The 26,957-nt window shown below is 32.9% G+C and carries 22 protein-coding genes; 14 read left to right on the top strand and 8 right to left on the bottom strand.

Annotated elements, in window-relative coordinates; translation table 11 throughout:
- Positions 1-12 precede the first annotated feature (12 nt).
- The 11 genes from EU96_RS00880 (at position 13) to EU96_RS00930 (ending at position 14,997) form a co-directional block, all read left to right on the top strand.
- A complete protein-coding gene (locus tag EU96_RS00880; protein WP_032527409.1) occupies positions 13-807 on the top strand; it encodes a TatD family hydrolase in 795 nt (264 codons plus the stop codon).
- A 238-nt stretch (positions 808-1,045) separates the two neighbouring features.
- Complete coding sequence (gene rpoB, locus EU96_RS00885) at positions 1,046-4,339, top strand: DNA-directed RNA polymerase subunit beta (protein ID WP_032527408.1); 3,294 nt, start codon at positions 1,046-1,048, stop codon at positions 4,337-4,339.
- A 38-nt stretch (positions 4,340-4,377) separates the two neighbouring features.
- Positions 4,378-6,282 (top strand): DNA-directed RNA polymerase subunit gamma, encoded by a 1,905-nt coding sequence (locus EU96_RS00890; RefSeq protein WP_032527407.1) that lies wholly within the window; start codon positions 4,378-4,380, stop codon positions 6,280-6,282.
- Between the two features lie 34 nt (positions 6,283-6,316).
- A complete protein-coding gene (locus EU96_RS00895) occupies positions 6,317-10,417 on the top strand; it encodes a DNA-directed RNA polymerase subunit beta' (RefSeq protein WP_032527406.1) in 4,101 nt (1,366 codons plus the stop codon).
- Positions 10,418-10,471: 54 nt separating this feature from the next.
- Positions 10,472-10,624, top strand: a complete 153-nt coding sequence (locus EU96_RS00900; protein WP_011863593.1) for a high light inducible protein — start codon at positions 10,472-10,474, stop codon at positions 10,622-10,624.
- Between the two features lie 29 nt (positions 10,625-10,653).
- Positions 10,654-11,700 carry a 23S rRNA (adenine(2503)-C(2))-methyltransferase RlmN gene (gene rlmN / locus EU96_RS00905; RefSeq protein WP_032527405.1) on the top strand — a complete coding sequence of 349 codons (1,047 nt, stop codon included), beginning with the start codon at positions 10,654-10,656 and terminating at the stop codon, positions 11,698-11,700.
- A gap of 213 nt (positions 11,701-11,913) precedes the next feature.
- Positions 11,914-12,681, top strand: coding sequence for a HEAT repeat domain-containing protein (locus EU96_RS00910; RefSeq protein ID WP_032527404.1), 768 nt, complete (start codon positions 11,914-11,916; stop codon positions 12,679-12,681).
- 149 nt (positions 12,682-12,830) lie between these two features.
- Entirely contained in the window at positions 12,831-13,046 is a 216-nt protein-coding gene (locus tag EU96_RS00915; RefSeq protein ID WP_032527403.1) for a DUF2997 domain-containing protein, read from the top strand.
- The gene (locus EU96_RS00920) at positions 13,033-13,425 is read left to right on the top strand and encodes a DUF1257 domain-containing protein (protein ID WP_032527402.1); all 393 of its coding nucleotides are present in this window, start codon (positions 13,033-13,035) and stop codon (positions 13,423-13,425) included. The genes EU96_RS00915 and EU96_RS00920 overlap by 14 nt, the downstream gene beginning before the upstream one ends.
- Before the next feature lie 9 nt (positions 13,426-13,434).
- A complete protein-coding gene (locus EU96_RS00925) occupies positions 13,435-13,794 on the top strand; it encodes a ferredoxin (protein ID WP_032527401.1) in 360 nt (119 codons plus the stop codon).
- Between the two features lie 9 nt (positions 13,795-13,803).
- Positions 13,804-14,997 carry an aldo/keto reductase gene (locus EU96_RS00930; RefSeq protein ID WP_032527400.1) on the top strand — a complete coding sequence of 398 codons (1,194 nt, stop codon included), beginning with the start codon at positions 13,804-13,806 and terminating at the stop codon, positions 14,995-14,997.
- A 2-nt stretch (positions 14,998-14,999) separates the two neighbouring features.
- Here the strand turns inward: EU96_RS00930 and rsmG are convergent, their stop codons facing one another.
- A complete protein-coding gene (gene rsmG / locus EU96_RS00935) occupies positions 15,000-15,713 on the bottom strand; it encodes a 16S rRNA (guanine(527)-N(7))-methyltransferase RsmG (protein WP_032527399.1) in 714 nt (237 codons plus the stop codon).
- Between the two features lie 91 nt (positions 15,714-15,804).
- On the opposite strand from rsmG, the gene EU96_RS00940 reads away from it, so the two are divergent.
- Positions 15,805-16,245, top strand: a complete 441-nt coding sequence (locus tag EU96_RS00940; protein ID WP_032527398.1) for a J domain-containing protein — start codon at positions 15,805-15,807, stop codon at positions 16,243-16,245.
- A gap of 16 nt (positions 16,246-16,261) precedes the next feature.
- A complete protein-coding gene (locus EU96_RS00945; protein WP_032527397.1) occupies positions 16,262-16,519 on the top strand; it encodes a DUF3143 domain-containing protein in 258 nt (85 codons plus the stop codon).
- A gap of 8 nt (positions 16,520-16,527) precedes the next feature.
- On the opposite strand, the gene bioA is transcribed toward EU96_RS00945, so the two are convergent.
- The 5 genes from bioA to EU96_RS00970 are packed head-to-tail and all read right to left on the bottom strand — an operon-like array spanning position 16,528 to position 21,095.
- On the bottom strand, positions 16,528-17,829 hold the full coding sequence (gene bioA / locus EU96_RS00950; protein WP_032527396.1) for an adenosylmethionine--8-amino-7-oxononanoate transaminase: 1,302 nt from the start codon (positions 17,827-17,829) through the stop codon (positions 16,528-16,530).
- Complete coding sequence (gene bioD / locus EU96_RS00955; RefSeq protein ID WP_032527395.1) at positions 17,830-18,495, bottom strand: dethiobiotin synthase; 666 nt, start codon at positions 18,493-18,495, stop codon at positions 17,830-17,832. It abuts the gene before it with no gap.
- Positions 18,492-19,262 (bottom strand): methyltransferase domain-containing protein, encoded by a 771-nt coding sequence (locus EU96_RS00960; RefSeq protein ID WP_032527394.1) that lies wholly within the window; start codon positions 19,260-19,262, stop codon positions 18,492-18,494. The genes bioD and EU96_RS00960 overlap by 4 nt, the downstream gene beginning before the upstream one ends.
- Positions 19,255-19,959 carry a hypothetical protein gene (locus EU96_RS00965; RefSeq protein WP_032527393.1) on the bottom strand — a complete coding sequence of 235 codons (705 nt, stop codon included), beginning with the start codon at positions 19,957-19,959 and terminating at the stop codon, positions 19,255-19,257. The genes EU96_RS00960 and EU96_RS00965 overlap by 8 nt, the downstream gene beginning before the upstream one ends.
- Complete coding sequence (locus EU96_RS00970; RefSeq protein ID WP_032527392.1) at positions 19,956-21,095, bottom strand: aminotransferase class I/II-fold pyridoxal phosphate-dependent enzyme; 1,140 nt, start codon at positions 21,093-21,095, stop codon at positions 19,956-19,958. The genes EU96_RS00965 and EU96_RS00970 overlap by 4 nt, the downstream gene beginning before the upstream one ends.
- A gap of 139 nt (positions 21,096-21,234) precedes the next feature.
- Here EU96_RS00970 and EU96_RS00975 point away from each other — a divergent pair, with 139 nt between their 5' ends.
- Positions 21,235-23,961: a DEAD/DEAH box helicase gene (locus tag EU96_RS00975; RefSeq protein ID WP_032527391.1), complete on the top strand. Its 2,727-nt coding sequence runs from the start codon at positions 21,235-21,237 to the stop codon at positions 23,959-23,961.
- 9 nt (positions 23,962-23,970) lie between these two features.
- Here EU96_RS00975 and EU96_RS00980 read toward each other — a convergent pair whose 3' ends face one another.
- Positions 23,971-25,356 carry a class II fumarate hydratase gene (locus tag EU96_RS00980; protein WP_032527390.1) on the bottom strand — a complete coding sequence of 462 codons (1,386 nt, stop codon included), beginning with the start codon at positions 25,354-25,356 and terminating at the stop codon, positions 23,971-23,973.
- Positions 25,357-25,404: 48 nt separating this feature from the next.
- Complete coding sequence (gene purB / locus EU96_RS00985) at positions 25,405-26,700, bottom strand: adenylosuccinate lyase (RefSeq protein WP_032527389.1); 1,296 nt, start codon at positions 26,698-26,700, stop codon at positions 25,405-25,407.
- Positions 26,701-26,957 lie beyond the last annotated feature (257 nt).

Below are 26,957 nucleotides of genomic sequence, written 5' to 3'. Positions count from 1 at the left end.
CCGATAATAATTATGAGCGATATTGAACTCATAGACTCGCACTGTCATTTAATATTTGAAAATTTTGAGAAAGATCTTGAAGATGTTGTTCTAAGATTGCGTTCAAGGGGTGTAAAAAAATTAGTTCATGCATGTTGTGAATTAACAGAAATTCCTAAGTTGAAAAAAATATCTCATAAATATAATGAAATTTACTATTCAGTTGGTTTGCATCCGCTAGAAGCAAAAAAATGGGGACTAAGTTCCAAATCTGTTTTAAGAAGATCAGCTCTAGAAGATAAAAGAGTTGTAGCTATTGGGGAATTAGGCTTGGATTTTTTTAAAAATGAAAATAAATCTCAGCAAATTGATGCTCTTATTCCTCAAATGGAGTTAGCTTTTGAACTTGAATTGCCTGTAATTATCCATTGCAGAGATGCAGCAAATGAAATGATCGAGATATGTAATGACCTCTCTAAAAAAGGAAAATGTCCTAAAGGTGTTCTTCATTGCTGGACCGGAACCCCAAAAGAAATGAAGCAATTCTTGGATCTTGGTTTTTATATCAGTTTTAGTGGAATAGTAACTTTCCCAAAAGCACATGAAATTCATGAGTGTGCCAAAATAGTTCCAAATGATAAATACTTAATTGAAACCGATGCACCCTTTTTAGCCCCTGTTCCGCATAGGGGTAAAAGAAATGAACCTGCATTTGTTGAAAATGTTGCAAATTTTATTGCAGATTTAAGATCTACTGAATTAATTACGATCGCTAAACAGTCATCTAAGAATGCTGAAGATTTGTTTAAATTTGACTTGTTAATTTGACACGACAGCTGCTAGTATTAGGAATTACTGGCAATTTTTCTTGATTGTTTTGTTTTAACTTTTTCAGTTATTGGTTTTTGACCATTTGACTAAATTTTTTAGTTTTCTTATTAATTAAATTTTTTTGTTGAAATCGAGATTTAATTATTGATTTCAAATCAAAAGAAAAGTTAAACGAATAAATATTGAGTAGATTAAAAGTAAATAGTAAATCTCACATAATCTCAGGTTTTCTTGGATGAGCAGTAGCGCTTTACAGGTAGCAAAAACAGGTACTTATCTACCAGATTTAGTTGAAGTACAAAGAGCCAGCTTTAAATGGTTTTTGGAAAAGGGTTTAATAGAAGAATTACAAAACTTTTCTCCCATTACTGATTACACAGGTAAATTAGAATTACATTTTATTGGTGAAGATTACAGGCTCAAAAGACCTAGGCACGATGTTGAGGAGGCCAAAAGAAGGGATGCAACATTTGCCTCGCAAATGTATGTCACTTGCAGATTAATTAATAAAGAGACCGGAGAAATTAAAGAACAAGAAGTATTTATTGGGGAATTACCATTAATGACTGAAAGAGGAACTTTCATTATTAATGGTGCCGAAAGAGTAATTGTTAATCAAATTGTGCGAAGTCCAGGAGTATATTTCAAAGACGAACAGGATAAAAATGGTCGAAGAACTTACAACGCTAGCGTTATCCCTAATAGGGGTGCATGGTTAAAATTCGAGACAGACAAAAATAATTTACTTTATGTAAGAGTTGATAAAACTAGAAAAATTAATGCTCATGTTCTCATGAGAGCGATGGGCCTTTCTGACAATGATGTTGTCGATAAACTTAGGCACCCTGAGTTTTATCAAAAATCCATTGAATCAGCCAACGACGAGGGGATAAATTCTGAAGATCAGGCCTTACTTGAGCTTTATAAGAAGCTTCGTCCTGGTGAACCACCCTCTGTCTCTGGAGGGCAACAGCTACTACACAGTAGATTTTTTGATCCCAAAAGATATGATTTAGGTCGTGTTGGTAGATATAAAATAAATAAAAAGTTGAGGCTTACAGTGCCAGATGATGTGAGAACACTTACCCATGAAGATGTTCTTTCCACAATTGATTACTTAATTAACCTGGAATTAGATGTTGGTGGTGCAAGTCTGGATGATATTGACCACCTAGGTAATCGAAGGGTTAGATCTGTAGGAGAACTTCTTCAAAATCAAGTTAGGGTTGGACTTAACCGTTTAGAGAGAATTATTAAGGAAAGAATGACATTTGGGGAAACAGATTCTCTTACCCCTGCTCAACTAGTCAATCCTAAACCTTTGGTTGCGGCCATAAAGGAATTTTTTGGTTCCAGTCAATTAAGTCAATTTATGGATCAAACTAATCCTCTGGCTGAACTAACACATAAAAGAAGAATCTCAGCCTTAGGCCCTGGAGGTTTAACAAGAGAAAGAGCAGGCTTTGCCGTAAGAGATATACATCCTTCACATTATGGAAGATTATGCCCTATTGAAACACCTGAAGGTCCCAATGCAGGTCTTATAAACTCTTTAGCTACTCACGCAAGAGTAAATGAGTATGGTTTTATTGAAACTCCGTTTTGGGAAGTTAAAAACTGTAGAGTTAATAAAGAGGGTAATCCAATTTATCTTTCTGCTGATCTAGAAGATGAGTGCAGGGTGGCTCCAGGAGATGTTGCAACTGATAAGGATGGAAATATACTCGCAGATCTAATACCAGTAAGATATAGACAAGATTTTGAAAAAGTACCTCCTCATCAAGTTGATTATGTTCAACTTTCCCCAGTTCAAGTAATTTCAGTTGCGACTTCACTAATCCCTTTCTTGGAACATGATGATGCAAATAGAGCTTTGATGGGATCTAATATGCAACGCCAAGCTGTTCCATTGCTTAGGCCAGAACGTCCTTTAGTTGGAACAGGTTTAGAATCTCAAGTCGCTAGAGATTCTGGAATGGTTCCCATAACAAAAGTTAATGGAACTATATCTTATGTAGATGCTAATGAGATTGTTGTTAAGGACGAGGATGGTAATGAACATATTCATTTTCTTCAAAAATATCAAAGGTCAAATCAAGATACTTGTCTAAACCAAAGACCCATCGTAAAAATTGGAGATCAAGTTATATCTGGTCAAGTATTAGCAGATGGATCTGCATGTGAAGGAGGGGAAATAGCATTAGGCCAGAATGTCTTAATTGCATATATGCCATGGGAGGGCTATAACTACGAAGATGCTATTCTTGTTAGTGAGAGGATGGTAACTGATGATTTATATACATCGGTACATATTGAAAAATATGAAATCGAAGCAAGACAAACAAAACTGGGACCTGAAGAAATAACTAGAGAGATTCCAAATATCTCAGAAGAAAGCTTGAATAATCTCGATGAAATGGGAATAATAAGGACAGGTGCTTTTGTCGAGAGTGGAGATATTTTGGTAGGGAAAGTTACCCCAAAAGGGGAATCAGATCAACCACCTGAAGAAAAACTTTTGAGAGCTATTTTTGGGGAAAAGGCTCGAGATGTGAGAGACAACTCCCTGCGGGTTCCTAAAACAGAAAAAGGAAGGGTCTTGGATGTTCGCATTTACACCAGAGAACAAGGTGATGAGTTACCTCCAGGGGCAAATATGGTTGTTAGAGTTTATGTGGCTCAGAGAAGAAAAATCCAGGTAGGCGATAAAATGGCTGGAAGGCACGGAAATAAAGGAATTATTAGTAGAATCTTGCCCAGAGAGGATATGCCTTATTTACCTGATGGGACACCTGTAGACATAGTTCTTAATCCCTTGGGAGTCCCAAGTAGGATGAATGTAGGTCAAGTTTTTGAATTATTGATGGGCTGGGCAGCTTCCAACTTAAATTGCAGGGTTAAAGTTGTCCCATTTGATGAAATGTATGGTGCTGAAAAATCACATCAGACGGTTCAAGCGTTTTTAGAGGAAGCTTCAAAACAGCCAGGTAAAGCATGGGTTTATAATCCTGAAGATCCTGGAAAGTTATTACTTAAAGATGGAAGAACTGGGGAACCTTTTGATCAGCCAGTTGCTGTTGGATATTCTCATTTCCTTAAGTTAGTGCATTTGGTGGATGACAAAATTCATGCCCGGTCTACTGGTCCTTACTCTTTGGTTACACAACAACCATTGGGCGGTAAAGCTCAACAAGGTGGACAAAGGCTTGGAGAAATGGAAGTTTGGGCTCTTGAAGCATATGGAGCAGCCTATACTCTTCAAGAACTATTAACAGTTAAATCTGATGATATGCAAGGAAGAAATGAAGCTCTAAATGCGATCGTAAAGGGTAAACCAATCCCTAGGCCTGGTACTCCTGAGTCATTTAAAGTTCTAATGAGAGAATTACAATCTCTAGGTCTAGATATTGGGGTTTATACAGATGAAGGGAAAGAGGTAGATTTAATGCAAGATATAAATCCGAGAAGGAATACTCCATCCAGGCCGACATACGAATCACTAGGAACCTCTGAATATGAGGAAGATTAAATACTCAATTAAAAACTTTTAATTTAAATTTCCCAAAAATGACAAACAGCAACTTAAGAACTGAAAATCACTTTGATTACGTAAAAATTTCAATAGCTTCTCCAAAAAGAATTATGGATTGGGGACAGAGGACATTACCTAATGGACAAGTGGTAGGTGAAGTTACAAAACCTGAAACTATTAATTACAGGACTCTTAAACCAGAAATGGATGGATTGTTTTGTGAAAAGATTTTTGGGCCATCTAAAGATTGGGAATGTCATTGTGGTAAATATAAAAGAGTGAGGCATCGCGGTATTGTTTGTGAAAGGTGTGGAGTTGAAGTAACTGAAAGTAGAGTAAGAAGACATAGGATGGGCTATATAAAACTTGCTGCGCCAGTTTCTCATGTGTGGTATTTGAAAGGAATTCCTAGTTACGTTGCTATCCTTTTGGATATTCCACTTAGAGATGTAGAACAAATAGTTTATTTTAATTGTTATGTAGTCTTAGACCCTGGTGATCATAAAGAACTCAAATATAAGCAATTATTAACTGAAGATGAATGGCTTGAAATTGAGGATGAAATCTATGCTGAAGATTCAACGATTGAAAATGAACCTTTTGTTGGGATTGGTGCTGAGGCCCTGAAGCAATTACTTGAAGATCTTAATCTAAATCAGGTTGCTGAAGAGCTGAGAGAAGAAATTACAAATAGTAAGGGGCAGAAAAGGGCAAAACTAATAAAAAGAATAAGAGTTATTGATAATTTCATTGCAACTAATGCACAACCAGAATGGATGGTTCTAGATGCAATTCCAGTGATACCTCCAGATCTTAGACCTATGGTCCAGCTTGATGGGGGAAGATTCGCAACTTCTGATTTAAACGATCTTTACAGAAGAGTTATAAATAGAAACAACAGATTAGCTAGGCTACAAGAAATTTTAGCTCCTGAAATCATAGTGAGAAATGAAAAAAGAATGCTTCAGGAGGCAGTTGATGCTCTCATAGATAATGGAAGAAGGGGAAGGACTGTAGTTGGAGCGAATAATAGAGCTCTTAAGTCCCTTAGTGACATCATTGAAGGAAAGCAAGGAAGATTCAGGCAGAATCTTCTAGGTAAGCGCGTTGACTATTCAGGAAGATCTGTAATAGTTGTGGGCCCCAAATTAAAAATGCATCAGTGTGGTCTACCAAAGGAAATGGCTATTGAGCTCTTCCAACCTTTTGTAATTCATAGATTAATTCGCCAAAATATTGTGAATAATATTAAAGCTGCAAAAAAATTAATACAAAAAGCTGATGACGAAGTTATGCAAGTACTTCAGGAAGTAATTGAAGGCCACCCTATTCTTTTAAATAGAGCACCTACTCTTCATAGGTTAGGAATTCAAGCTTTCGAACCAAAATTAGTTGGAGGTAGAGCAATACAACTTCATCCTTTAGTTTGTCCTGCATTTAATGCTGACTTTGATGGTGATCAAATGGCAGTACATGTTCCTTTAGCTTTAGAGGCACAAACTGAAGCACGCATGCTCATGTTGGCTAGTAATAACATTCTCTCTCCTGCTACTGGAGAACCAATTGTTACGCCATCACAGGATATGGTTTTGGGATCGTATTATCTGACTGCGCTGCAACCTAATTATCAAAAACCTGATTTTGGTGATAATAAGACTACTTTTGCTTCACTAGAAGATGTTATTTTTGCTTTTGAAGATAAAAGAATCAGCTTACATGAATGGGTATGGGTTAGATTTAATGGAGAAGTTGAAGATGAAGAAGAAATGAGAAACCCACAAAAAATAGAAGAGCTAGAAGATGGCTCAAGATTAGAAATATGGAATTTAAAAAGAGACAGATTTGACTCTCAGAATAATCTAATTAGTAGATTCGTTTTGACAACTGTCGGGAGAGTAGTTATGAACTATACCATCATTGATTCTGTATCTACAACGTAATCTTTAAAAACTATTTTTCATTCATTTAACAATCATGACATCATCTAAACCAAAAAAAACTTCCCGAGTACGTAAAACTACTAAAAACTCAAAAAAGAATATTCCAGTTTCAATGCCTCCTTTAGCTAAAACGCCGCCATCTTTCAAGAATAAGGTAGTTGATAAGAAAGCGTTAAAAAATTTAGTATCTTGGGCTTATAAAACTCATGGCACTGCTATAACTGCAGCCATGGCAGATAATTTAAAGGACTTAGGATTTAAATATGCTACCCAAGCTGCTGTGTCTATTTCTGTAGATGATTTAAAAGTTCCTGAAGCTAAACAAGATTTGATAGGACAAGCTGAAGAGCAAATATCTGCTACAGAAGAATGCTATAGACTTGGAGAAATTACTGAAGTTGAGAGACATACAAAAGTTATTGATACATGGACTGAAACTAATGAAAGATTAGTTGACGCTGTTAAGGATAATTTTAATCAAAATGATCCGCTGAATTCCGTTTGGATGATGGCTAATTCAGGAGCAAGGGGTAACATGTCTCAGGTAAGACAACTTGTTGGTATGAGAGGACTGATGGCTAATCCTCAAGGAGAAATTATTGACCTACCAATAAGAACAAACTTCAGAGAGGGACTTACCGTTACTGAATATGTAATATCTTCTTATGGAGCAAGGAAAGGCTTGGTAGATACTGCCTTAAGAACTGCAGATTCTGGTTATTTGACTCGAAGATTAGTTGATGTGGCTCAAGATGTAATTGTTAGAGAAGAAGATTGTGGAACCGAACGATCAATAATTGTTGAAGCTGAAGATGGTAAATTTGGAGCGAGACTTCTTGGTAGGCTTACTGCTGAGGATATTTTAGATTCTGATGAAAAATTAATTATTCCACAAAATACTGCAATTGATCCTGCGTTGTCAGTAACAATTGAGACAGCATCTATTACAAAAGTAAAAATAAGATCGCCATTAACATGCGAAGCGAATAGATCGGTTTGTAGAAGGTGTTATGGATGGGCTTTGGCTCATAATCATTTGGTTGACTTGGGTGAGGCAGTAGGAATCATTGCCGCTCAATCTATTGGAGAACCAGGAACTCAATTGACAATGAGAACATTCCATACTGGAGGTGTATCAACGGCTGAAAGTGGAGTAGTAAGATCAAAGATTTCTGGTAGAGTTGAATTTAGTACAAAAGCAAAGGTTAGAGGTTATAGGACTCCTCATGGCGTAGAAGCTAAACAAGCGGAAGTTGATTTTATTTTGAAGATAGTTCCTCAAGGAAATAATTCTAACAAGACTCAAAAAATTGAAGTTTCGAGTGGATCACTTTTATTCGTAGATGATGGTGAAGAAATTAGTTCAGATATTACAGTTGCTCAAATTATTGCTGGAGCCGTAAAGAAGAGCGTTGAAAAAGCTACAAAAGATGTGGTTTGTGATTTAGCTGGTCAAGTCAGGTACGATAAGGTTATTCAACCAAAAGAGGTTACTGATAGGCAGGGAAATATTACTTTAAAAGCACAAAGATTAGGTCGATTATGGGTTTTAGCTGGAGATGTTTATAATTTACCACCTAATGCAAGACCAGTTGTCTCGTCTGGAAAGTCTGTAGATGAAGGGACTGTTTTAGCAGAGGCAAGTCAATCAAGTGAGTTTGGTGGTCAAGTTCGATTAAGAGAATCGGTGGGAGATTCAAGGGAAGTTCAGATTGTTACTACTTCAATGTCTTTAAGCAATTTTAACTTAATTGAAGAATCTACGCACTCAGGCCAAATATATAATTTGGAATCTAGCGATGGAACTTCTTATCGTTTGAACACTTCCCCTGGTAGTAAAATCAGTAATGGTGATGTTATAGCAGATTTAACAGATGAAAGGTATCGCACAAAAACTGGCGGGTTAGTTAAATATGCACCGGGTTTAAGTGTCAAAAAAGCAAGATCATCTAAAAATGGTTTTGAAGTTAGTCAAGGGGGAACATTGCTTTGGATTCCCCAAGAGACACATGAAATAAACAAGGATATATCTCTTCTAATGATTGAGGATATGAAATGGATTGAAGCAGGAACTGAAGTTGTAAAAGATATTTTTAGTCAAACATCAGGAATTGTTACGGTGACTCAGAAAAATGATATTCTCCGTGAAATAACTGTAAGAAATGGAACTTTTCATGAGTGTGATGATGAAGAAGTTTTGAATAGATTTACAGAAGAAGGTAATTTAGTAAATCCTGGTGAAAAGATTTTGGATGGTATTGATAATAAAGAAATATTATTTGTACAGAAATTAGAAACATCAAAATCTAGAGGCTTATTATTAAGAACTGTAGAAGAATTCACTATTCCTGATGAAGCTGAATTACCCAAATTATCACATGTTAAGCAAGAAAAAGGACCACATTTAGGCTTAAAAGCTATCCAAAGGCTTACCTATAAAGATGGCGAATTAATAAAATCAGTCGAAGGAGTTGAACTACTTAGAACACATTTAAGTATTGAAAGCTTTAATGCTACTCCTCAAATGACTATTGATGTCGAGTCGTTTAAAGATGAAAATGATGGATCAATCAATCGATTAAATTTAGTAATTTTAGAGTCTATTCTTGTTAGAAGAGATACTATGTCCGACTCTAGTCATGGCTCAACACATACAGAATTGCAAGTCAAAGATAGTCAATTAGTTAAAGCAGGAGATGTAATAGCTACTACTCAAATTCTTTGTAAAGAAAAGGGAGTGGTTCAATTACCAAATGTTATTGATGATGATCCCATAAGAAGGTTAATTGTAGAAAGAGAAGAAGATAAGATTAAAATTAAAATTAGCAATAAAGCTGTTGTTAAAGTCGGTGAACGTGTAGTTGATGGCGATCCTATTAGTGGATCTGAAAAATCTACTTCATGTGGAGAAATTGAAGAAGTTTCTAGCAGTTCAGTAACCTTAAGACTTGGAAGGCCATATATGGTTTCTCCTGATTCGGTTTTACATGTTGAAGATGGAGATTTAGTTCTTAGGGGAGATGGTTTAGCTTTACTAGTTTTTGAAAGACAGAAAACTGGAGATATTGTTCAAGGATTGCCTCGAATTGAAGAATTGTTAGAAGCTAGGAGACCCAGAGATTCTTCTATTTTATGTAGAAAATCTGGAACTGTTCAGATTAAGCAAGGTAATGATGAAGAATCAGTTTCTTTATCGGTTATTGAAAAAGATGATCTAATAAACGAATATCAATTATTACCAGGGAAAAATATAATGGTCAGTAATGGACAACAAGTTACAGGTGGAGAAGTTTTAACTGACGGTCCAATTAATCCCCATGAATTATTAGATTGTTACTTCACCGATATAAAAGATCAAAAACCTCTATTAGAAGCAGCTCGAGAATCTATATCAAAACTACAAAGAAGTCTGGTAAACGAAGTACAAAACGTCTATAAGTCACAGGGTGTTGCAATCGATGATAAGCATATTGAAGTTATTGTTAGACAGATGACAAGTAAAGTCCGTATAGAAGATGCTGGAGATACTACCCTCTTGCCAGGCGAACTTATAGAGTTGAGGCAAGTGGAAGATACAAATCAAGCAATGGCAATTACAGGAGGAGCACCTGCAGAATTTACTCCTGTTTTGTTGGGTATTACTAAAGCCTCTCTCAATACAGATAGCTTTATATCAGCAGCATCATTCCAAGAAACTACAAGGGTTCTTACAGAAGCTGCAATTGAAGGTAAATCTGATTGGTTAAGAGGTTTAAAAGAAAATGTTATCATCGGTAGACTAATACCTGCAGGTACTGGATTTAGCGGATTTGTAGAGGAATTAGCCTCAGAGGCTGGCCCCCATCCTGATATCCTTGCAGAAGAATCTGCTGGATATAGAAGAGCGCAGAACTTAAGACCAGATTATACAGTTGAAATGCCACAATCACCTGCCGTAAGCTCTACTGCAATTCTTGATGATCCTAGTGATGAAGATTTAGAGACTACTCGAAACCGTCATGGTATCGATCCCTCTTCAAGTAATTTTGCTGCCTTTGCTAGACCTAGTGCTGAAAATCAATTTTCTGAAGATCAATTGCCAGATCCTGCTGCATTAGAGGGATTACAAGAGGAGGGCCTTCTGTCTGATGAATAAATATTTTCTATTATCATTTTTATTCCTTATAATTAATTCTTTAATTTGTAATTGATGATTAAGCCAGAGATTGTCCCAAAAAGAAAATTGCCTCGTTATGGATTCCATTTTTATAACGAAAGACTTAATGGAAGAATGGCCATGATTGGATTTATTGCTCTTATTCTTACAGAATTCTTCTTAAAACATGGTTTGCTGTTATGGTGACATTGGTTTTGAACTAAAGATTAAATAATTTGAAAAATCTGATTGGAAGTAGTATTAAAGATTTAGAAAATGTAGCTTTAAATTATGGACAGGCTGCTTTTAGAGGCCGTCAAATTTATAATTGGATCTATAACTACAGAAATAAGAAAAAAAATATTGATCAAATAGAAGTCTTACCTTTAGATTTTAGAAAAAAGTTAAAGGATGATGGTTTTAAGGTAAGTGAGCTTAGTTTAAAAGAAAAAAACTTGGCTAATGATGGCACTCTAAAGTTGTTATTGTCTACGGTTGACAATGAGAGTATTGAGTGCGTCGGCATACCAACTGAAAAAAGACTAACTGCATGTATCTCTAGTCAAGTTGGATGCCCTATGGACTGCAAATTTTGCGCAACTGGTAAGGAGGGTTTGAAGAGATCTTTAAAAGCAAGTGAAATATTAGATCAGATTTTATTTATTGAAAATGAAATGAATAGAAAAGTGACTAATATCGTTTTCATGGGTATGGGTGAGCCTTTATTGAATATTAATGACTTGCTTTTGTCAATTAGATCTATAAATGAAGATTTCCAGATTAGTCAGAGAAAGATAACTGTAAGCACTGTTGCTGTACCGAGAATGATAAATAAATTATCAGAAAAGTCTTTTCAAATTTTAGGTAAGTGTCAATTTACACTAGCAATAAGCTTACATGCTTCAAACCAAAAAACAAGAGAGATGATAATACCAAGTGCAAAAAACTACGAGATCAAAAATATAATTGAAGACTGTAAGAAATTCGTGAGAGATACTGGTCGGAGGGTAAGTTTTGAATATTTAATGCTAAGTGGGGTTAACGATAAATATGAACATGCCAATGAATTGAGTAACTTGCTAAAAGGTTTTCAATGCCACGTAAATTTAATACAGTACAACCAAATTGATGAGGTTGAATTTAAACGAGCTTCTCTAAAAAATATTCAATTATTTCAATCTAGACTTTCAAATAATGGAATCGCTGTTAGCTTGCGAAAAAGCAGAGGTTTAGATAAAAATGCTGCATGTGGTCAGCTAAGACAAAATGCAAGAAATAAATAATATTATCTAAAAATAATTTTTTAAAAGTCTCTTAAACAGGTTATTATTGACTTAATTCATATTTAAAAGTTGGGCTTCATTAAGACAAAAATTTTACCTTTCGCTATCATCGCACTTTTTGGGATTGCCTTTTTTGCAGTTAATGCAAGAATTTGGTTGCCAGGAGATATGATGTCACCTGCCCCCATGAATTAATATTTTTAGTGTTTAAAAATGACTAAAAACAAGGATCCTAATAAAGAGAGCTTAGCTGAAATCGCAGTTGATCCAGATATATTGGCCAGAGAATTGGCTTTAGAGATTGAAATAGATCCTCTTGAGCAAATTGATGAAGATTCTTTTTCAAAAAGTTTAAATGTAACCCAAGAGTGCAATGAAGCTTTAAAAATGCTAGAAGGTGACAGAGAAGAAAGAATACAGGGCTTAAGAATATTTTGTGAATATAGAGATCAAAGATGTTTCCCACTCTTGTTACCCTTACTAGATCAACCTTGTCCTGTTGAGAGAATGAGTGCAGTATATGCTTTAGGTCGTAATCCATGTCCTAGCGCAGTCCAGAAACTTGTCAGTCTTTTGAAAACTGATGATAATGCTTATGTGAGAAGAGCGACTGCATGGAGCTTAGCTAATTATGATAACCAAATTGTTTTGGAGCCATTAATAAATGCTTTGAAGAATGATGTAGCTGCAGTAAGGTTATGGTCATCTAGTTCTTTGGCTGAAATTGGCAACGTTTCTATGGAAAACGCTCAATTAGCAGCAGAACAGCTTTTAATAAGTTTGAAGATAGATAATGAATCAGGTGTAAGAAGTAATTGCATTTGGTCATTGTGTAGGTTGTATGAAAAATTAAACAATATATTTCAAGAAAGTTTCGTTGATGAATGTACCAAGATAGCGCTTTTCGATAAAGAACCATCCGTTATGGAAGAAGCAAAAACTGCACTGGATTCAATGGGCATGCAAGGTTTTTATAATTAAATATCTTAATTTTTTAAACTAGAACGTCATCATAAAAATTAAATTATCAGATATTCAATATAAAAATTAAAATTAATTAACTTGTGTCAACAGAAACAAAAAAATTTCGTTATCGTATATAAATTAAAAGTACTCAGTACTTGAATTTAATGCCTCAAAAAACATTGAGATTCAAAATTCATCAAGACGGAAGAGTTGAAGAGACTGTCGAGGGATTTACTGGAAATTCATGCAATGAAGCTACAAAAAATCTCGAAGATGCTCTTGGTAAAGTAACAGTTAAGAATAAAACATCTGATGCTTTCATCTCTAACCAAAATGAAAACTTAAAACAATTAAATAACGAATCTAATGTCACATTTTAGTAAGATTAAAACTCAGCTCAGAGAATCTGAGCCATTAATTAAGGCCTTAAATAACCTAGGTTATATTATCAATCAAGAAGAAAATTTTGTTAAAGGCTACAGAGGTAAGTTTACAGCTGTAGATATAAGTATGAATTTACCTGGCGAAACCAAAGTCGGATTTAAATGGGACAATAATTCAAATGCATATGAGTTAGTTACTGATCTTGATTTATGGAAATTTGAGCTCCCAGTAGAGAGATTTATTTCTAAAGTTACTCAAATGTATGCTTATCAAACAATTATTTCCAAAACAAAAGAAGATGGTTATCAAATTGTGGAGGAAAAAAACAAAAATGATGGATCTATTGAATTGGTTTTAACCAAGTGGGATAACTAATATTTCAATATGGATTCTGCCGATCCATTCGATAATGTTGAAGTTAATAATGAATTTACTGGCTTGGAGCCTGTATTAGGTGGTCAATTAGCTGAGAAAGCTGTATGGGTTGATGAGTCTAAATGTATTGGTTGTAAATACTGTGTACACGTAGCTTCAAACACTTTCATAGTTGATGAATTTCATGGCAGAAGTAGAGCTATGAGACAAGATGGAGATAGTGTTGATCTTATACAAGAAGCTATAGATACCTGTCCTGTTGATTGTATTCAATGGGTCAAGTTTGAAGAATTGGATGATTTAGAAAATAGTCTCGATAGGGATATGTTCCAAACATTTGGAAAACCGCCAAGAATGAATAAGCATTAATTTCAAAATATGCAATATCGTAGATTTGGCCGAACCAATTTAAAGATTCCTATTTTGTCTTTGGGTGGTATGAGATTTCAAAAAAGTTGGGATCAATTAGATATTTCTGAGATTTCATATCAAGAACAAAAAAAAGTAGAAAATATATTAAATCTCGCAAATAAATATGGCTTAACTCATATAGAAACTGCTAAGTACTATGGAACTTCTGAAGTGCAATTAGGAGTGGGTTTTAAAAATACTAAAAAAATCCCAAACATTATTCAAACAAAGATTCCTCCTAATAGTGATCCAAAAATCTTTGAGAGAGATGTTATGACAAGTATTGAAAAATTGAATGTTAAAAAAATTGATTTGCTAGCAATTCATGGCATTAATACATCTGAACATTTACATCAGGCTGTTAGAGATGGAGGTTGTATTGACATTTTGAGGAATTTGCAAAAAGAAAATTTAATTGGATCTATTGGATTTTCGACCCATGGAAAATCTTCCCTCATTGAGAAGGCCATATCAACAAACTTTTTTGATTATGTAAATTTGCACTGGTATTTCATCAATCAAGAAAATACCAAGGTTATTAACTTAGCCAATAAGTATGACCTTGGGGTTTTTATAATAAGTCCCACTGATAAAGGGGGACATCTTCATACTCCCTCAACAAAAATGTTGGAGCTTTGTAGTCCACTTCATCCTATAGTTTTTAATGATCTTTTTTGCTTAAGAAACAAAAACGTCCATACTCTTAGTGTGGGAATTGCAAAAGCGACAGATTTTGATTTGCATTTAAAAGCTGTTTCTTTATTATCAGAAGCTGAGCAGTATCTTCCAAAGATAATAAAAAGATTAAAGCAGGAATCAATTAATACTTTAGGTTTAGAGTGGTATCAAAATTGGAATAGAAATTTACCAAGTTGGGAATATACGCCAGGAAATATTAATATTCCTATTCTGCTCTGGCTTTCAAATTTAATTGATTGGTTGGATATGGAAGGATTTGCAAAAGCTAGATATCAATTACTTGGTAATGGAAGTCACTGGTTCCCTGGATCTAATGCTAATTTACTTGATGTGGATGTTTCTGAAGGACAATTAATGAAAGTTTTAGAGGGCCATATAAATCCAAAAAAAGTTATACATAAATTGAGAACTTTAAAAGAAAAGTTTGGAGATAATGTTGCTAAAAGATTATCAAACAAATAATTTCATAATGGGTTTTTCTCAGGTTTGCCAACTTTTCTTGGGAAAACTTTTGGGCAAAAATTGTTTGGTTGAATAAGAATAATATTTCGGGTACCTTTACTTCTTGGTAATAAAATCTTCTTTTGATATTTAAATTTTCCTTCTAAAATTTCTAAAGTTTTATCCAGATTTTTACTTTCTTCATCATTCCATTTCCCACAATATAAAACTCCTAATCCTTCTTTTTTTAGCATTGGTAGTATATATTCTGAAACTGTTGATGGATTACTCACCGCTCTAGTAGTAGCTATATTAAAGCTATTTCTCATTGAAGATTGATGGGCTAAGTTTTCAATGCGATCATTAATGACATGGATATTGTTTTGAAAATTGATCTCTTTAATTAGGATTTTTAATGCATCTGTTTTCTTTTTGGAAGAATCAATCAGGTATATTTCTGAAGAAGGATGAGTTATTGCATAAGCTAAACCAGGGAAGCCACAGCCAGATCCAATATCTAAAAATTTTTGATTATCAAAATTAATATTCGGGAAACTTTTAAATGGCCAAATGCTGTCAAAAACTTGAGATACCCAATAATCATCCCCATTAATTAATCTCGTTAGATTAGTTTTATTATTTAATTCTTTAATTTTAATTTGTAATTCTTGAAACATAATTATTTCTTCTTCAGTTATTAAGGCAAAAATTTCCTTCGGAATGTTTTGTTTTTTCATTTAGTTATAAATATAAATTTTTTACTATTCATTAAATACATTCTATTTAGTAAAAATTTATTAGAATTACAATATTAATAAAAAGATTATTTTGAAAGGGGAAATTTCTTATTACAAAATTTTAGGTGTAAATGAAAATGCTTCAAATTATGAATTAAGAAAGGCATTTTGTAAACTTTCCATTGAGTTGCATCCTGATACAACTTCTCTAGAGATAGACGATGCGAAAAGTAAATTCCAAGAAGTTTTAGAAGCTTATGAAAATTTAAATAATAGTAATTTGAGGAAAATATACGATGACAAACTAAAGGAAAAATCTAGAAATAAAAATAATACTTACGTTTTAAATAATTTAATAATCGATTCTAATAATCAAAATTTATTAGGTAATAGAAGACCTTTTTCAAATGGGGAATTGTTTTCATTATTTCTTTTAGTTATTATTATTTCTATTAGTTTGATTTGTTCAATTTTTATTGCATCATTTACTGGCAAAGAATTAGATACATTGCCCATCTGGTTAATAAAATGATTATTTAAAAAAGTCTGTGAATCTCTCTAAAAAACCTATCAATCAACATTCACTTAAATCATTGGAATTGTGGCTAACTGATTTAGGTGCTGTTAAGGATATTAATGATCCATCTAAATGGTATCTTTTACTTTCTAATTGGAATGCAACGATTATCTTTGAACAAGAAGATTTAAGTGTTATCTGGAAAAGTGAGGAAGAAGAAACTAGAAGGCTATTTTCATATTGTATTAATAGAGAAGATGTCGAGAATGCAATACTGCAGGGACCTTAAATTTGAATCTAAAGATTGTCTAAGATTTGCCTTATTATCCAATAACTTTTTTCTAATTGATCATCGGTTATACAAAGAGGCGGCAAGAGGTAAATAACATTCCCGAGTGGCCTAATGAATAAACCATGTTCCATCCCACGACTCTTTATTTCTTTCCCAATATTATTAAAGTAGCCCTTTTTGTTCCCTATATCTAAATCGAATGCTGCGATAGTGCCAGAGACTCTAATTTTTTTGATATTGGGTAATGTTCTAAATTTAATTAAATGAGATAAATGTTTTTCTTCAAGTGAAAGGTATTTTTGAGGATCTTTTTCTAATAAATCAAGGCTAGCGTTTGCCGCAGCACAACCTAAAGGATTAGCAGTAAAACTATGTCCATGCCAAAAAGTTTTTTTTGGGGAATCATCAATAAAGGATTGAAAAATTTCTTCTTTGCATAAAGTAATTCCCATCGGTAAAAATCCACCAGTTAAGCCTTTTGAAATACTTATTAAATCAGGAACGATTTTTGCTTTTTGAAATGCAAAAAGGCTTCCACATCTTCCAAAACCAGTTAATACTTCATCAGCGATTAACAAAGAATTATTATTTTTTATGGTTTCAGAAACTTTTTTAATAAACTGTGTCCTAACCATATTCATTCCTCCTGCCCCTTGAACAAGTGGCTCAAGGATAACTGCTACTGTAGGAGTTTTAAGTAGAGTTTCTAATTTTTGGATCGCCTCATTTTCTTTTTTTTCTACTTTTTCATCATTAATCCAAGTTGAAGGCCATGGGACTCTCTTAACTGGGAACATTAGATTATCGAAATTCTCATTAAAAATATTTCTTTCACCTAAAGCCATTGCTCCAAATGTATCACCATGATAGGCGCCATCAAAAGCTACTATTTGAGTTCTTGTATCTCCTCTATTTTGCCATGATTGGAAGGCAATTTTTAAAGCGACTTCCACTGCAGTAGAACCGTTGTCAGAAAAGAATAATCTTTCTAGTTTTGTTAATTCACTAAGTCTTTCCGCTAATTTTTTTGCCTGTGGATGTAAGAAATCAGCAAATATAACTTGCTCAAGTTTTTTTGATTGATCGAAAATGGCATCCGCAATATATTCGTTACTATGACCATGAAGAGTTACCCACCAACTACTAATTGCATCTATTAGCTCTTTTTCAGGATCTTTAGTAAATAGGAGGGCATCTTTACCATGAGTTACTTCTATTTGCGGTTTGCTGTTATTGATCTGTGTAAAAGGTGGCCAAATATTTGGGTGCCAATCTTGATTTGGAGTTTTTGAATCCAAAGATTTCATTTAACTTATTTTTGAGTTTAATAGTGAGATCAACGTATTCTTGATGTCTAGTTCTTTCCATAGTATATCTAAATTATTTGAGTCCATTTTTTTGATGTAAGGAAATTCAGCAATTAACGGAATACCACTAAAATCAACTAGAGTTTTTGGATTATCTAGATGTTTTTCGCCATTGACTACTAAACCTAAAATCTTCATATTTCTTCTTTTTAAGGCCTCAATACTAAGCAGGGTATGGTTAAGAGTGCCAAGTGAGCTCTTACATACAAGTACTACTGGAAGATTCCATTGTTTTATTTGATCTATTTGCAAAAAATTGCGTGTTATTGGAACCATTAATCCACCTGCAGTTTCTACAATTAGTGAGCCTTGCACTTTTGGCAATCTCAACTTGTCAAAGTTAATAGTTTTTTGATCTATTTCAGCAGCCCAATGAGGAGAAAGAGGTTTTGTAAAGACATAAGCTTCTTTGATTATTTTCTCTTTACTTACTTGTGCAAGTTTTTCAACAGTTTGACTATCAGTTTGCGATTCAATACCACTTTGAATAGGCTTCCAATAAAAGGAATTTAATCCTTTAACGAAAAAAGAGCTTATTAAAGTTTTCCCAATATCAGTATCTGTTCCACAAATTATAAATTTGAAAATGCTATCTATACTACTCATAATTTCTTTATGATTTGAATCTCAATTTGCCATGAAAGGTTCACTGTATTATTGTAATTCTTTGGCCAAAACTTTTGAATTTCTTTTAACTCTTTCACTGTTTTGCGTTTACAATTTGTTGATTGTGCTCCTACATTTTTAATGCTTCTAAAAAGTTTATATACATCTTCAAAATTTTCAAGATAATTAAAATGTTCTGAATAATGTATTTCAGTTGATTTGAAATCTTTTAATAATTCTTTAGAGCAAAGGAAATTAAGACCACTATATTCAATATCAATTTTTTTACAAGTATCTTTCCATTCAGGAAAACAATCTTTTGTTGGATATGAAATGATTAAAAAACCTCCAGGTGTTAATTTGCTAAACCAATTTTTTATTATCTTTTCTGGGTTATTTAACCAATGTATGCAAAAGTTAGATGTTAATAGAGAACAGTTATTTATTTCAGGAGGTAAATCATTATTCAAATCCAATAAAAATTTTTTTCTAGATAATTTATTCTCAAGAAGCATTTTCTTGCTGAAATCAATTCTGGATACTTTTTGGGAAGAAAAATTTTTTTCTATTTCATCTGCTAATAGTCCTGGTCCTGATCCTAGATCTATCCATTCACCTTTTTTTTTGGGATTTATTTCTTTGATAAATTGAACAATCTTTTTTGCAAAAAATTTCTGAATATTTGAATGCACTAAATACCGAGATGCAGCATCATTGAAATTATTTTTTATTTTCTCATTCCACTTTTTACTATCCATTTCAATCATTAAGTGTATTAAGTAAGATCTCGTATAAATTTAAATTTTTCAAGCAATGACCTTGTTGAGCTAATTTAATTAAAATTGGCTTCCTATCAAGTTTTTTATTTAAGGAATCTAAAAAGTTATTATTTGATTCGTTGTCAAGAATCAAATCATTTTCTGATTTTATAAAAATAATTTTGCAATCTTTTCTTAAAGATACTGGAAAATCTCTATTGATGTAAAGTTGTTTTAAATCACTTAAAAGAAGAGTTTTATTTAAACTCTCTAGACTTTTATAAAAGATATTTTTAAAACTATTATTCATATGATTTGGCATAAATGATCTATGTATAAATTCTTTCAACATATCCTTAGGTTCATCTTTTATGATTTTTGTTTCCATTCTTTTGAGAGACCTCAAAATAAAGTTTCTCTTATTACTTAAAGGAAGAAAATTATTAAAAGAATTTATAAGAACAATATGGGTTGCTTCTTTTAAAATGTTTTTTTGCATTAAATGAAAACCAAATGAATGGCATAAAGTCATTCTGATTTCTTTTTTAGATTCGCTTTTAATCCATTTTGCTTGATAATTATTTTTCGAAAAATAGCCCCTTTCATTATCTTGCCAATGCCAATTATTATTTAAAAAATCAACTTTATAATCATCCCAGAAATATTTATTTAGTCCCCACCCATGTTGAGTAATAATTTGTTTCATTTAAACTCTTTTAATACTGCAATGAAATTCTTGAGCAGATTAAAATCTAAGTTTCTTCGTATTGTTATTCTGATTCTAGATTGGCCTACTGGAACAGTTGGAGGTCTTATCGCAATTGCTAAAAATCCATTTTCTTCGAGATATTTTTGTAGATAAATTGCCTTCTCTTCTTGGCCAACAATAATTGATAAAATGTGAGAATCTCCCTGAACTGGAAAACTAAAATTTTTAATAATTTCATCTTTCCATACATTCGCAGAAGATAACAAACTATTACCCCATTCTTTATTTTCTAAAATTTTTTTTAAACCTTCTAGCGCCCCAGCAGCTAAAGATGGCGCAAGTGCGGTTGTATACCTAAATGCACTACTTGTTTGGATAAGATATTCTCCAATTTCTGAATTGGAAGCTATGAAAGCTCCACCGCTTCCAAATGCTTTGCCAAAAGTTCCAGTAATCATAGTTATGTCTGAACGACAATGAAAACTTAAACCCCTGCCTTCAGGGCCCAAGATCCCAATTGCATGAGCTTCGTCAACTAATAATTGAACACTATTTTTTTTGCAAATTTCTGTTATTTCTCTGAGCGGAGCAATTGATCCCTCCATACTATAAAGAGATTCAACAACAACTAAAATAGAATTTTTTGTAGGATTAGATTTAATAATTTTATCTTCTAAATCTTTCAAATTATTGTGTGAAAATCGAATCAGTTTTGCTTGAGCAGCTTTGACTCCAACCAATAAAGAGTTATGGATCAATTTATCTGCTATTACGATACTATTTCTGTTTGCTAAAGTCTGGATAGCGGCTATATTTGCTTGAAATCCGCTTGGGAAAAGTAATACTTTCTCTTGATCAAGCCACTTGGCAAGTTCTGTTTCTAATAATTTATGTATTGGTCTTGAACCAGTAATAAACCTAGAGCTTCCAGAACCAATACCTTCTAACAAGCTTATTTCGTAAGCAGCTTTTATTAAATCCTTGTCCCTACTTAATCCAAAATAATCATTACTGCATAGGTCTATAAGTTTTTTATTTTGCGAATTCGAACTTAGAAGTTCGAATGATTTTTTACCTAAAGAAAATGTTTTTAATTTACGGATTCTATTTTTTGGAATTTTTACTTTTTTCATTTTGGCAAAATAAAATATAGTGAATTTAATTAAAAAGATTTAGATTTACTATTAAAGTTTGCAAGGTATTTTTTGTTTATTAATATCTATATAGATCATATATTAAGAAGTTAACTCATCCTCTCTTCAATCACAATTATTGCTTAATTTAGAGGAATATTTCCCCTTTCCGCTAGATGATTTCCAATTAGAAGCAATACAAGCTATTAATAGCGGAAATTCTGTTGTTTTAACTGCACCAACAGGTTCGGGTAAAACATTGATAGGTGAATTTGCTATATATAGAGGCTTATCTCATGACAGCAGAGTTTTTTATACAACACCTTTAAAAGCCCTATCAAACCAAAAGTTTAGAGATTTTGCTAATCAATATGGTGAGAATAAAGTTGGTCTTTTAACTGGAGATATAAGTATAAATAGAGAAGCACCAATCTTAGTCATGACGACTGAGATTTTTAGGAACATGCTTTATAGCGAACTTGATGAATTTGATGATCCCTTAGAAAATTTAGAATCTGTGATTCTTGATGAATGTCATTATATGAATGACCCCCAAAGAGGCACAGTTTGGGAAGAAACTATAATCCATTGCCCTACTAGAACTCAAATAATAGCTTTATCAGCAACAATAGCCAATGCAGATCAACTACAAAATTGGATAGAAAAAGTTCATGGCCCCACCGTACTAATTAATAGTGATAAGAGACCAGTGCCACTTGATTTTATTTTTTGTAGTGTTAAAGGCCTCCATCCACTTTTAAATAATAAAGGTAATGGGATTCATCCAAACTGTAAGATTTGGAGAGCTCCTAAAGGGCAGAAAACAAGAGGAAAAGTGGGCAGGATAATGCAACCAAAGTCTCCCTCAATTGGCTTTGTGATCTCGAAACTAGCTGAACGAAATATGTTGCCAGCTATTTATTTTATTTTTAGTAGAAGAGGATGTGACAAGGCTATTGAGAATATAAAAGATTTAACTTTAGTAAGTTATTTAGAAGCAAGTATGATATCCCAAAAATTAGATGTTTATCTTAAAAATAATCAGGAAGCAATTAAAGATAAATCTCAATGCGAGGCATTAAAACGCGGTATTGCATCTCATCATGCTGGATTATTGCCTGCATGGAAAGAATTGGTTGAAGAATTATTTCAGCAAGGTTTAATAAAAGTTGTTTTTGCTACTGAAACTCTTGCTGCAGGAATAAATATGCCCGCAAGAACAACTGTTATTTCTTCTTTATCAAAAAGGACAGAAGATGGTCATAGATTATTATTTAGCAGTGAATTTTTGCAAATGTCAGGAAGAGCTGGAAGAAGAGGAAAAGATACCCAAGGATATGTTGTTACATTACAAACAAGATTCGAAGGTGCCAAAGAAGCAAGTGCACTGGCTATTAGTAAACCAAATTCTTTAGAAAGTCAATTCACTCCTAGCTATGGAATGGTACTTAATCTTTTACAAAGTTATACTTTAGATAAGTCTAAAGAATTAATTAAAAGAAGTTTTGGTAGTTTTTTATATTTAGGTGAATCATCAGGTGAGAATATAATTCTTGAAACTTTAGATAAGGATTTAATTGAATTAAAAAAAATTACATCTAACGTTTCATGGAAAGATTTTGATGCATACGAAAAGTTAAAAAATCGTCTTAAAGAAGAGAGAAGACTCTTGAAAATTTTAGAAAAACAAGCAGTAGAAAAATTATCAGAAGAGATAACTAATGCGCTCCCATATATTAAAGATGGAAGTTTAATTTCAATCAAAGCTCCTCAAATTAAAAGAAAAATTGTTCCAGGATTAATTTGTAAGAAAATATATGAATCCCAAAAAATTAAGAGTTTATTGTGTTTGACAATTGATAATTTATTTATTCTGATAAAACCCTCATATATAGTAAGTATTTTTAATGATTTGGATGCAATTGATGTCTTAGGACTTGAAGTACCAAAGATGTATTTTTCTGGAGAGGTATTTAGGGGAGATGATATGTCGCAGTGTTATGCGGATCGAATTTTAGAAGTTTCTAAAAAAAATGATTTACAAACTCCACAATATGATTTGACAACGGAAGTTTTGGAACAACATCAACAAATTAATAATTTAGAAGAAAAAGTTAATGATCATCCCGCACATAGATTTGGAGACTCCAAGAAATTAAAGAAATATAGAAAAAGAATTATTGATGTTGAGCAAGAAATAAATATTAGAAAAAAACTTCTTGCGGATAAAGAAAATCATAACTGGAGAACTTTTACCGATTTGATTAAAATTTTGAATCATTTTGGTTGTTTAAATGATTTGGAATTGACAGAAGTTGGACAAACAGTTGGTGCAATAAGAAGTGAAAATGAATTATGGATTGGTCTTGTTTTAGTTAGTGGTTATTTAGACGATTTAGATCCTCCTGAATTAGCTGCAATTATTCAAGCTATATGTGTTGATGTAAGGAGGCCTAATCTTTGGTGTAATTTCAAGCCTTCTTTAAAGTTAATAGATGTTTTTAATGAATTAGATGGTTTAAGAAAATTAGTCTCTTTTCAACAAAATAAGTTTCATATTGAAATTCCTATCTATTTAGAAACAGAGTTGACTGGAATTGTTTCTGAATGGGCAAGAGGAAAAAAATGGAAAGATTTGGTTTTTAATACTTCATTAGATGAAGGTGATGTAGTGAGGATTATTAGAAGATCAATTGATGTCCTTTCTCAAGTGCAATACTGTATTGGTGTTAGTAATAAATTAAAAAGCAAAGCAAAGCTAGCATTAAAAGCTATTAATCGTTTTCCTGTTTCTGAAGCTAATGATCTTATAAAAGTTTCTGAAGATATTAATCCTGCAACAAAAAGAATTGACAATAATTCTTGAATTTTTTAATCAAATCATTGAATTGATATTCATTGCTTCATTAAATTCATCTTCGTTTAAATAACCTAATTTAAGTGTTGCTTCTTTTAAATTTAATGATTCTTTGAAGGCAAGGTTTGCAATTTCAGCTGCTTTTTCATAACCAACTTTTGGCACTATGGCTGTAACCAACATTAGTGAATTTTCTAAATTTAACTTCATTTTCTTTTGATTAGGTTCCATCCCATCAACTAATTTTATTCTGAAGTTTTCTATTACATTTTTAAGTAATTTTAAACTTGTGAGAATATTAAATCCAATAAGAGGCTTGTATTCATTCATCTGTAAAGTGCCGCTAGAATTTGCCATTGAAACTGCATATTCAAGACCCATTATCTGAGTGCAAACCATTGATAAGGCTTCGCATTGAGTTGGATTCACTTTACCCGGCATAATAGAACTTCCAGGTTCATTTTGAGGAATAATTAGTTCATATATTCCTGATCTTGGACCAGAAGATAGAATTTTTATATCATTTGAAATTTTAAATAATGCACCTGCTAATATTTTTATCTGACACATTACTTGAGCTAGACGATCATGCGAGGCCATGATAGAAAAATTATTTTTTGATTTATAGAACATTAGATTAGTATCATCGGAAATTGATTTTATAGACTCTTCACAAAATCCTTGTGGACAATTAATCCCTGTACCAACTGCAGTTCCTCCCAAAGGTAAGAAATACAATTCATTCAGACTCATAATAATTGCATTCTCAGCATCTTTAAGTTGCTCTGACCATCCTGATATTTCTTGCCCAAAAGTAAGGGGAACTGCATCTTGAAAATGGGTTCTTCCTATCTTTATAAGGTCTTTCCATTCTTCACTTTTTTTATCAAGGATCTTAGTAAGTTCTCTGATCGTTGGAACTAAATTTTTGATTATTTCATTAACAACAGATATTTGAATAGCAGCAGGAAAAGTGTCATTAGTTGACTGAGATTTATTTACATCATCATTCGGATGAATTGGTTGATGACTACCAAGCTCTGAATTAGTTTTTAAAGCTGCAATATTTGAAATTACCTCATTAACATTCATATTTGTTTGAGTGCCACTACCTGTTTGCCAAACCTTTAAGGGAAACTGTGAGTCATGAAGCCCATCAAGTATTTCTGTACATGCCTCTACAATTAAATCTTTTTTTCTCTTATCTATTAACCCTAAATTGAAATTCGCAATTGAAGCAGCTTTTTTTATGATGGTTAGTGAATAAATTAACTCAATTGGAATTAATTCTTCTCCAATAGAAAAATTTATTATCGATCTTTGTGTTTGAGCACCCCACAAAGCTTCTATAGGAACCTCTATTGTTCCCATACTATCTTTTTCAATCCTAAAGTCTTTTGTCATTATTCCTCTGAAAACACTGGTTTAGCTTAGATAAGGTTTTCAGTAATCCTATATACCTAACTTCTCCCATATTACACTTAAATTATTGAGATGAATTGAGGGATTAAAACATTCTTCTAAGTCACTTTGATCAATTAAATCCATTATTTCATTATCTCTTTCTATATTTTGTTTGAAATTCCCATTCTGAGTATTCCAGGCCTGATGCGCATTTTTTTGTACTAAGCTATAAGCTTTTTCTCTAGATAAGCCCTTATCTACAAGCAAAAGTAAAACTTTCTGACTAAAGATTACACCACCATATATATTTAAATTCTTGAGCATATTTTCTGGATAAACTTCCAAATTGCTAACTATATCTTTCATTTCCCTGAGCATAAAATGCAAACAGATTGATACGTCAGGTAACATGACACGTTCATTTGAACTATGGCTTATATCTCTTTCGTGCCAAAGTGGAACATTTTCCAGTGCTGTTAAGACATAACTCCTCAAAATTCTTGATAATCCGCTTACTCTTTCACTTCGAATAGGATTTCTTTTATGAGGCATGGCAGAACTTCCTTTTTGCCCTTTTGTAAAGCCCTCCTCAACTTCTAAAACATCAGTTCTCTGTAAATTTCTTATTTCAGTTGCGAATCTATCTAGAGAAGCGCCAACTAGTGCAATAGTTTGCACATATTCTGCATGTCTATCTCTTGATATGACCTGCGTACTTGCTGTATCTGGTTTTAAGCCGAGTAAATCACAAGTTATTTGTTCTACTTTGGGATTTGTATTAGCGTAAGTTCCCATTGCACCACTTATTTGACCAATTGCAACAGATTCTTTAAGTGTTAACAATCTTTTTTTGTTCCTTACTATTTCTGCTAGCCATCCAGCAAGTTTAAAACCGAAGGAAATTGGCTCCCCATGAATTGCATGAGATCTACCAATCATTAATGTATTTTTATGATTCCTTGCTAATAATCTGACTTCATTTTCTAGATTCTCAATTTCTTTTAATAATAATTCGCAAGAATCTTTTAACTGAAGAGATAAGCCAGTATCAAGTACATCACTACTGGTCATACCAACATGTATGTATCTTCCAGAATCTCCTACAAACTCATTAACGCTTGTAAGAAATGCTATGACATCATGTTTAACTTCTTTCTCAATTTCTGTAATTCTAGATTCATCAAACTTTGCATTTGAACGTATCTCTTTCATAGCATTCTCAGGAATTTTCCCTAGGGAAAAATTTGCTTCACATGCAGCTATTTCAACCTTAAGCCAACTCTGGAATTTTGCGCTTTCAGTCCAGATTTTCCCCATTTCGGGTAATGTGTAACGCTCGATCACAACTTTTATTAATTATCATTTTAAACTTTATAACCAAAATCGAATTATTGCCTTATACCTTAAAGATGTACTTGCCATTGAACATATTTGCCTGATTATTATTTTCTTATGTAACATTTTTCTAGCTATTAAAGAAAGCTTAAATATAAAAATGTTTGCATTTATTCCTTATCATTAATAATGGGTAATTTTTTAGTTCTAATTTAAAATTGGAGGGTATTAAAGAATTTGGATCTCAAGCTTGTAGAAGTTCATTA

It is taken from the genome of Prochlorococcus marinus str. MIT 9302 (assembly GCF_000759975.1).
GTDB lineage: Bacteria > Cyanobacteriota > Cyanobacteriia > PCC-6307 > Cyanobiaceae > Prochlorococcus_A > Prochlorococcus_A marinus_M.
This window is presented reverse-complemented; position numbering and strand designations above follow the sequence as displayed.

Coding starts and splice junctions, on each gene's coding strand:
- EU96_RS00920 (WP_032527402.1), top strand. CDS start 13,033: ATGTCACATTTTAGTAAGATTAAAACTCAGCTCAGAGAATCTGAGCCA.
- rsmG (WP_032527399.1), bottom strand. CDS start 15,713: ATGAAAAAACAAAACATTCCGAAGGAAATTTTTGCCTTAATAACTGAA.
- bioA (WP_032527396.1), bottom strand. CDS start 17,829: ATGAAATCTTTGGATTCAAAAACTCCAAATCAAGATTGGCACCCAAAT.
- EU96_RS00980 (WP_032527390.1), bottom strand. CDS start 25,356: ATGACAAAAGACTTTAGGATTGAAAAAGATAGTATGGGAACAATAGAG.
- bioD (WP_032527395.1), bottom strand. CDS start 18,495: ATGAGTAGTATAGATAGCATTTTCAAATTTATAATTTGTGGAACAGAT.
- EU96_RS00930 (WP_032527400.1), top strand. CDS start 13,804: ATGCAATATCGTAGATTTGGCCGAACCAATTTAAAGATTCCTATTTTG.
- EU96_RS00900 (WP_011863593.1), top strand. CDS start 10,472: ATGATTAAGCCAGAGATTGTCCCAAAAAGAAAATTGCCTCGTTATGGA.
- EU96_RS00880 (WP_032527409.1), top strand. CDS start 13: ATGAGCGATATTGAACTCATAGACTCGCACTGTCATTTAATATTTGAA.
- EU96_RS00960 (WP_032527394.1), bottom strand. CDS start 19,262: ATGATTGAAATGGATAGTAAAAAGTGGAATGAGAAAATAAAAAATAAT.
- EU96_RS00970 (WP_032527392.1), bottom strand. CDS start 21,095: ATGAAAAAAGTAAAAATTCCAAAAAATAGAATCCGTAAATTAAAAACA.
- EU96_RS00925 (WP_032527401.1), top strand. CDS start 13,435: ATGGATTCTGCCGATCCATTCGATAATGTTGAAGTTAATAATGAATTT.
- EU96_RS00895 (WP_032527406.1), top strand. CDS start 6,317: ATGACATCATCTAAACCAAAAAAAACTTCCCGAGTACGTAAAACTACT.
- EU96_RS00915 (WP_032527403.1), top strand. CDS start 12,831: ATGCCTCAAAAAACATTGAGATTCAAAATTCATCAAGACGGAAGAGTT.
- EU96_RS00965 (WP_032527393.1), bottom strand. CDS start 19,959: ATGAAACAAATTATTACTCAACATGGGTGGGGACTAAATAAATATTTC.
- rpoB (WP_032527408.1), top strand. CDS start 1,046: ATGAGCAGTAGCGCTTTACAGGTAGCAAAAACAGGTACTTATCTACCA.
- EU96_RS00890 (WP_032527407.1), top strand. CDS start 4,378: ATGACAAACAGCAACTTAAGAACTGAAAATCACTTTGATTACGTAAAA.
- EU96_RS00910 (WP_032527404.1), top strand. CDS start 11,914: ATGACTAAAAACAAGGATCCTAATAAAGAGAGCTTAGCTGAAATCGCA.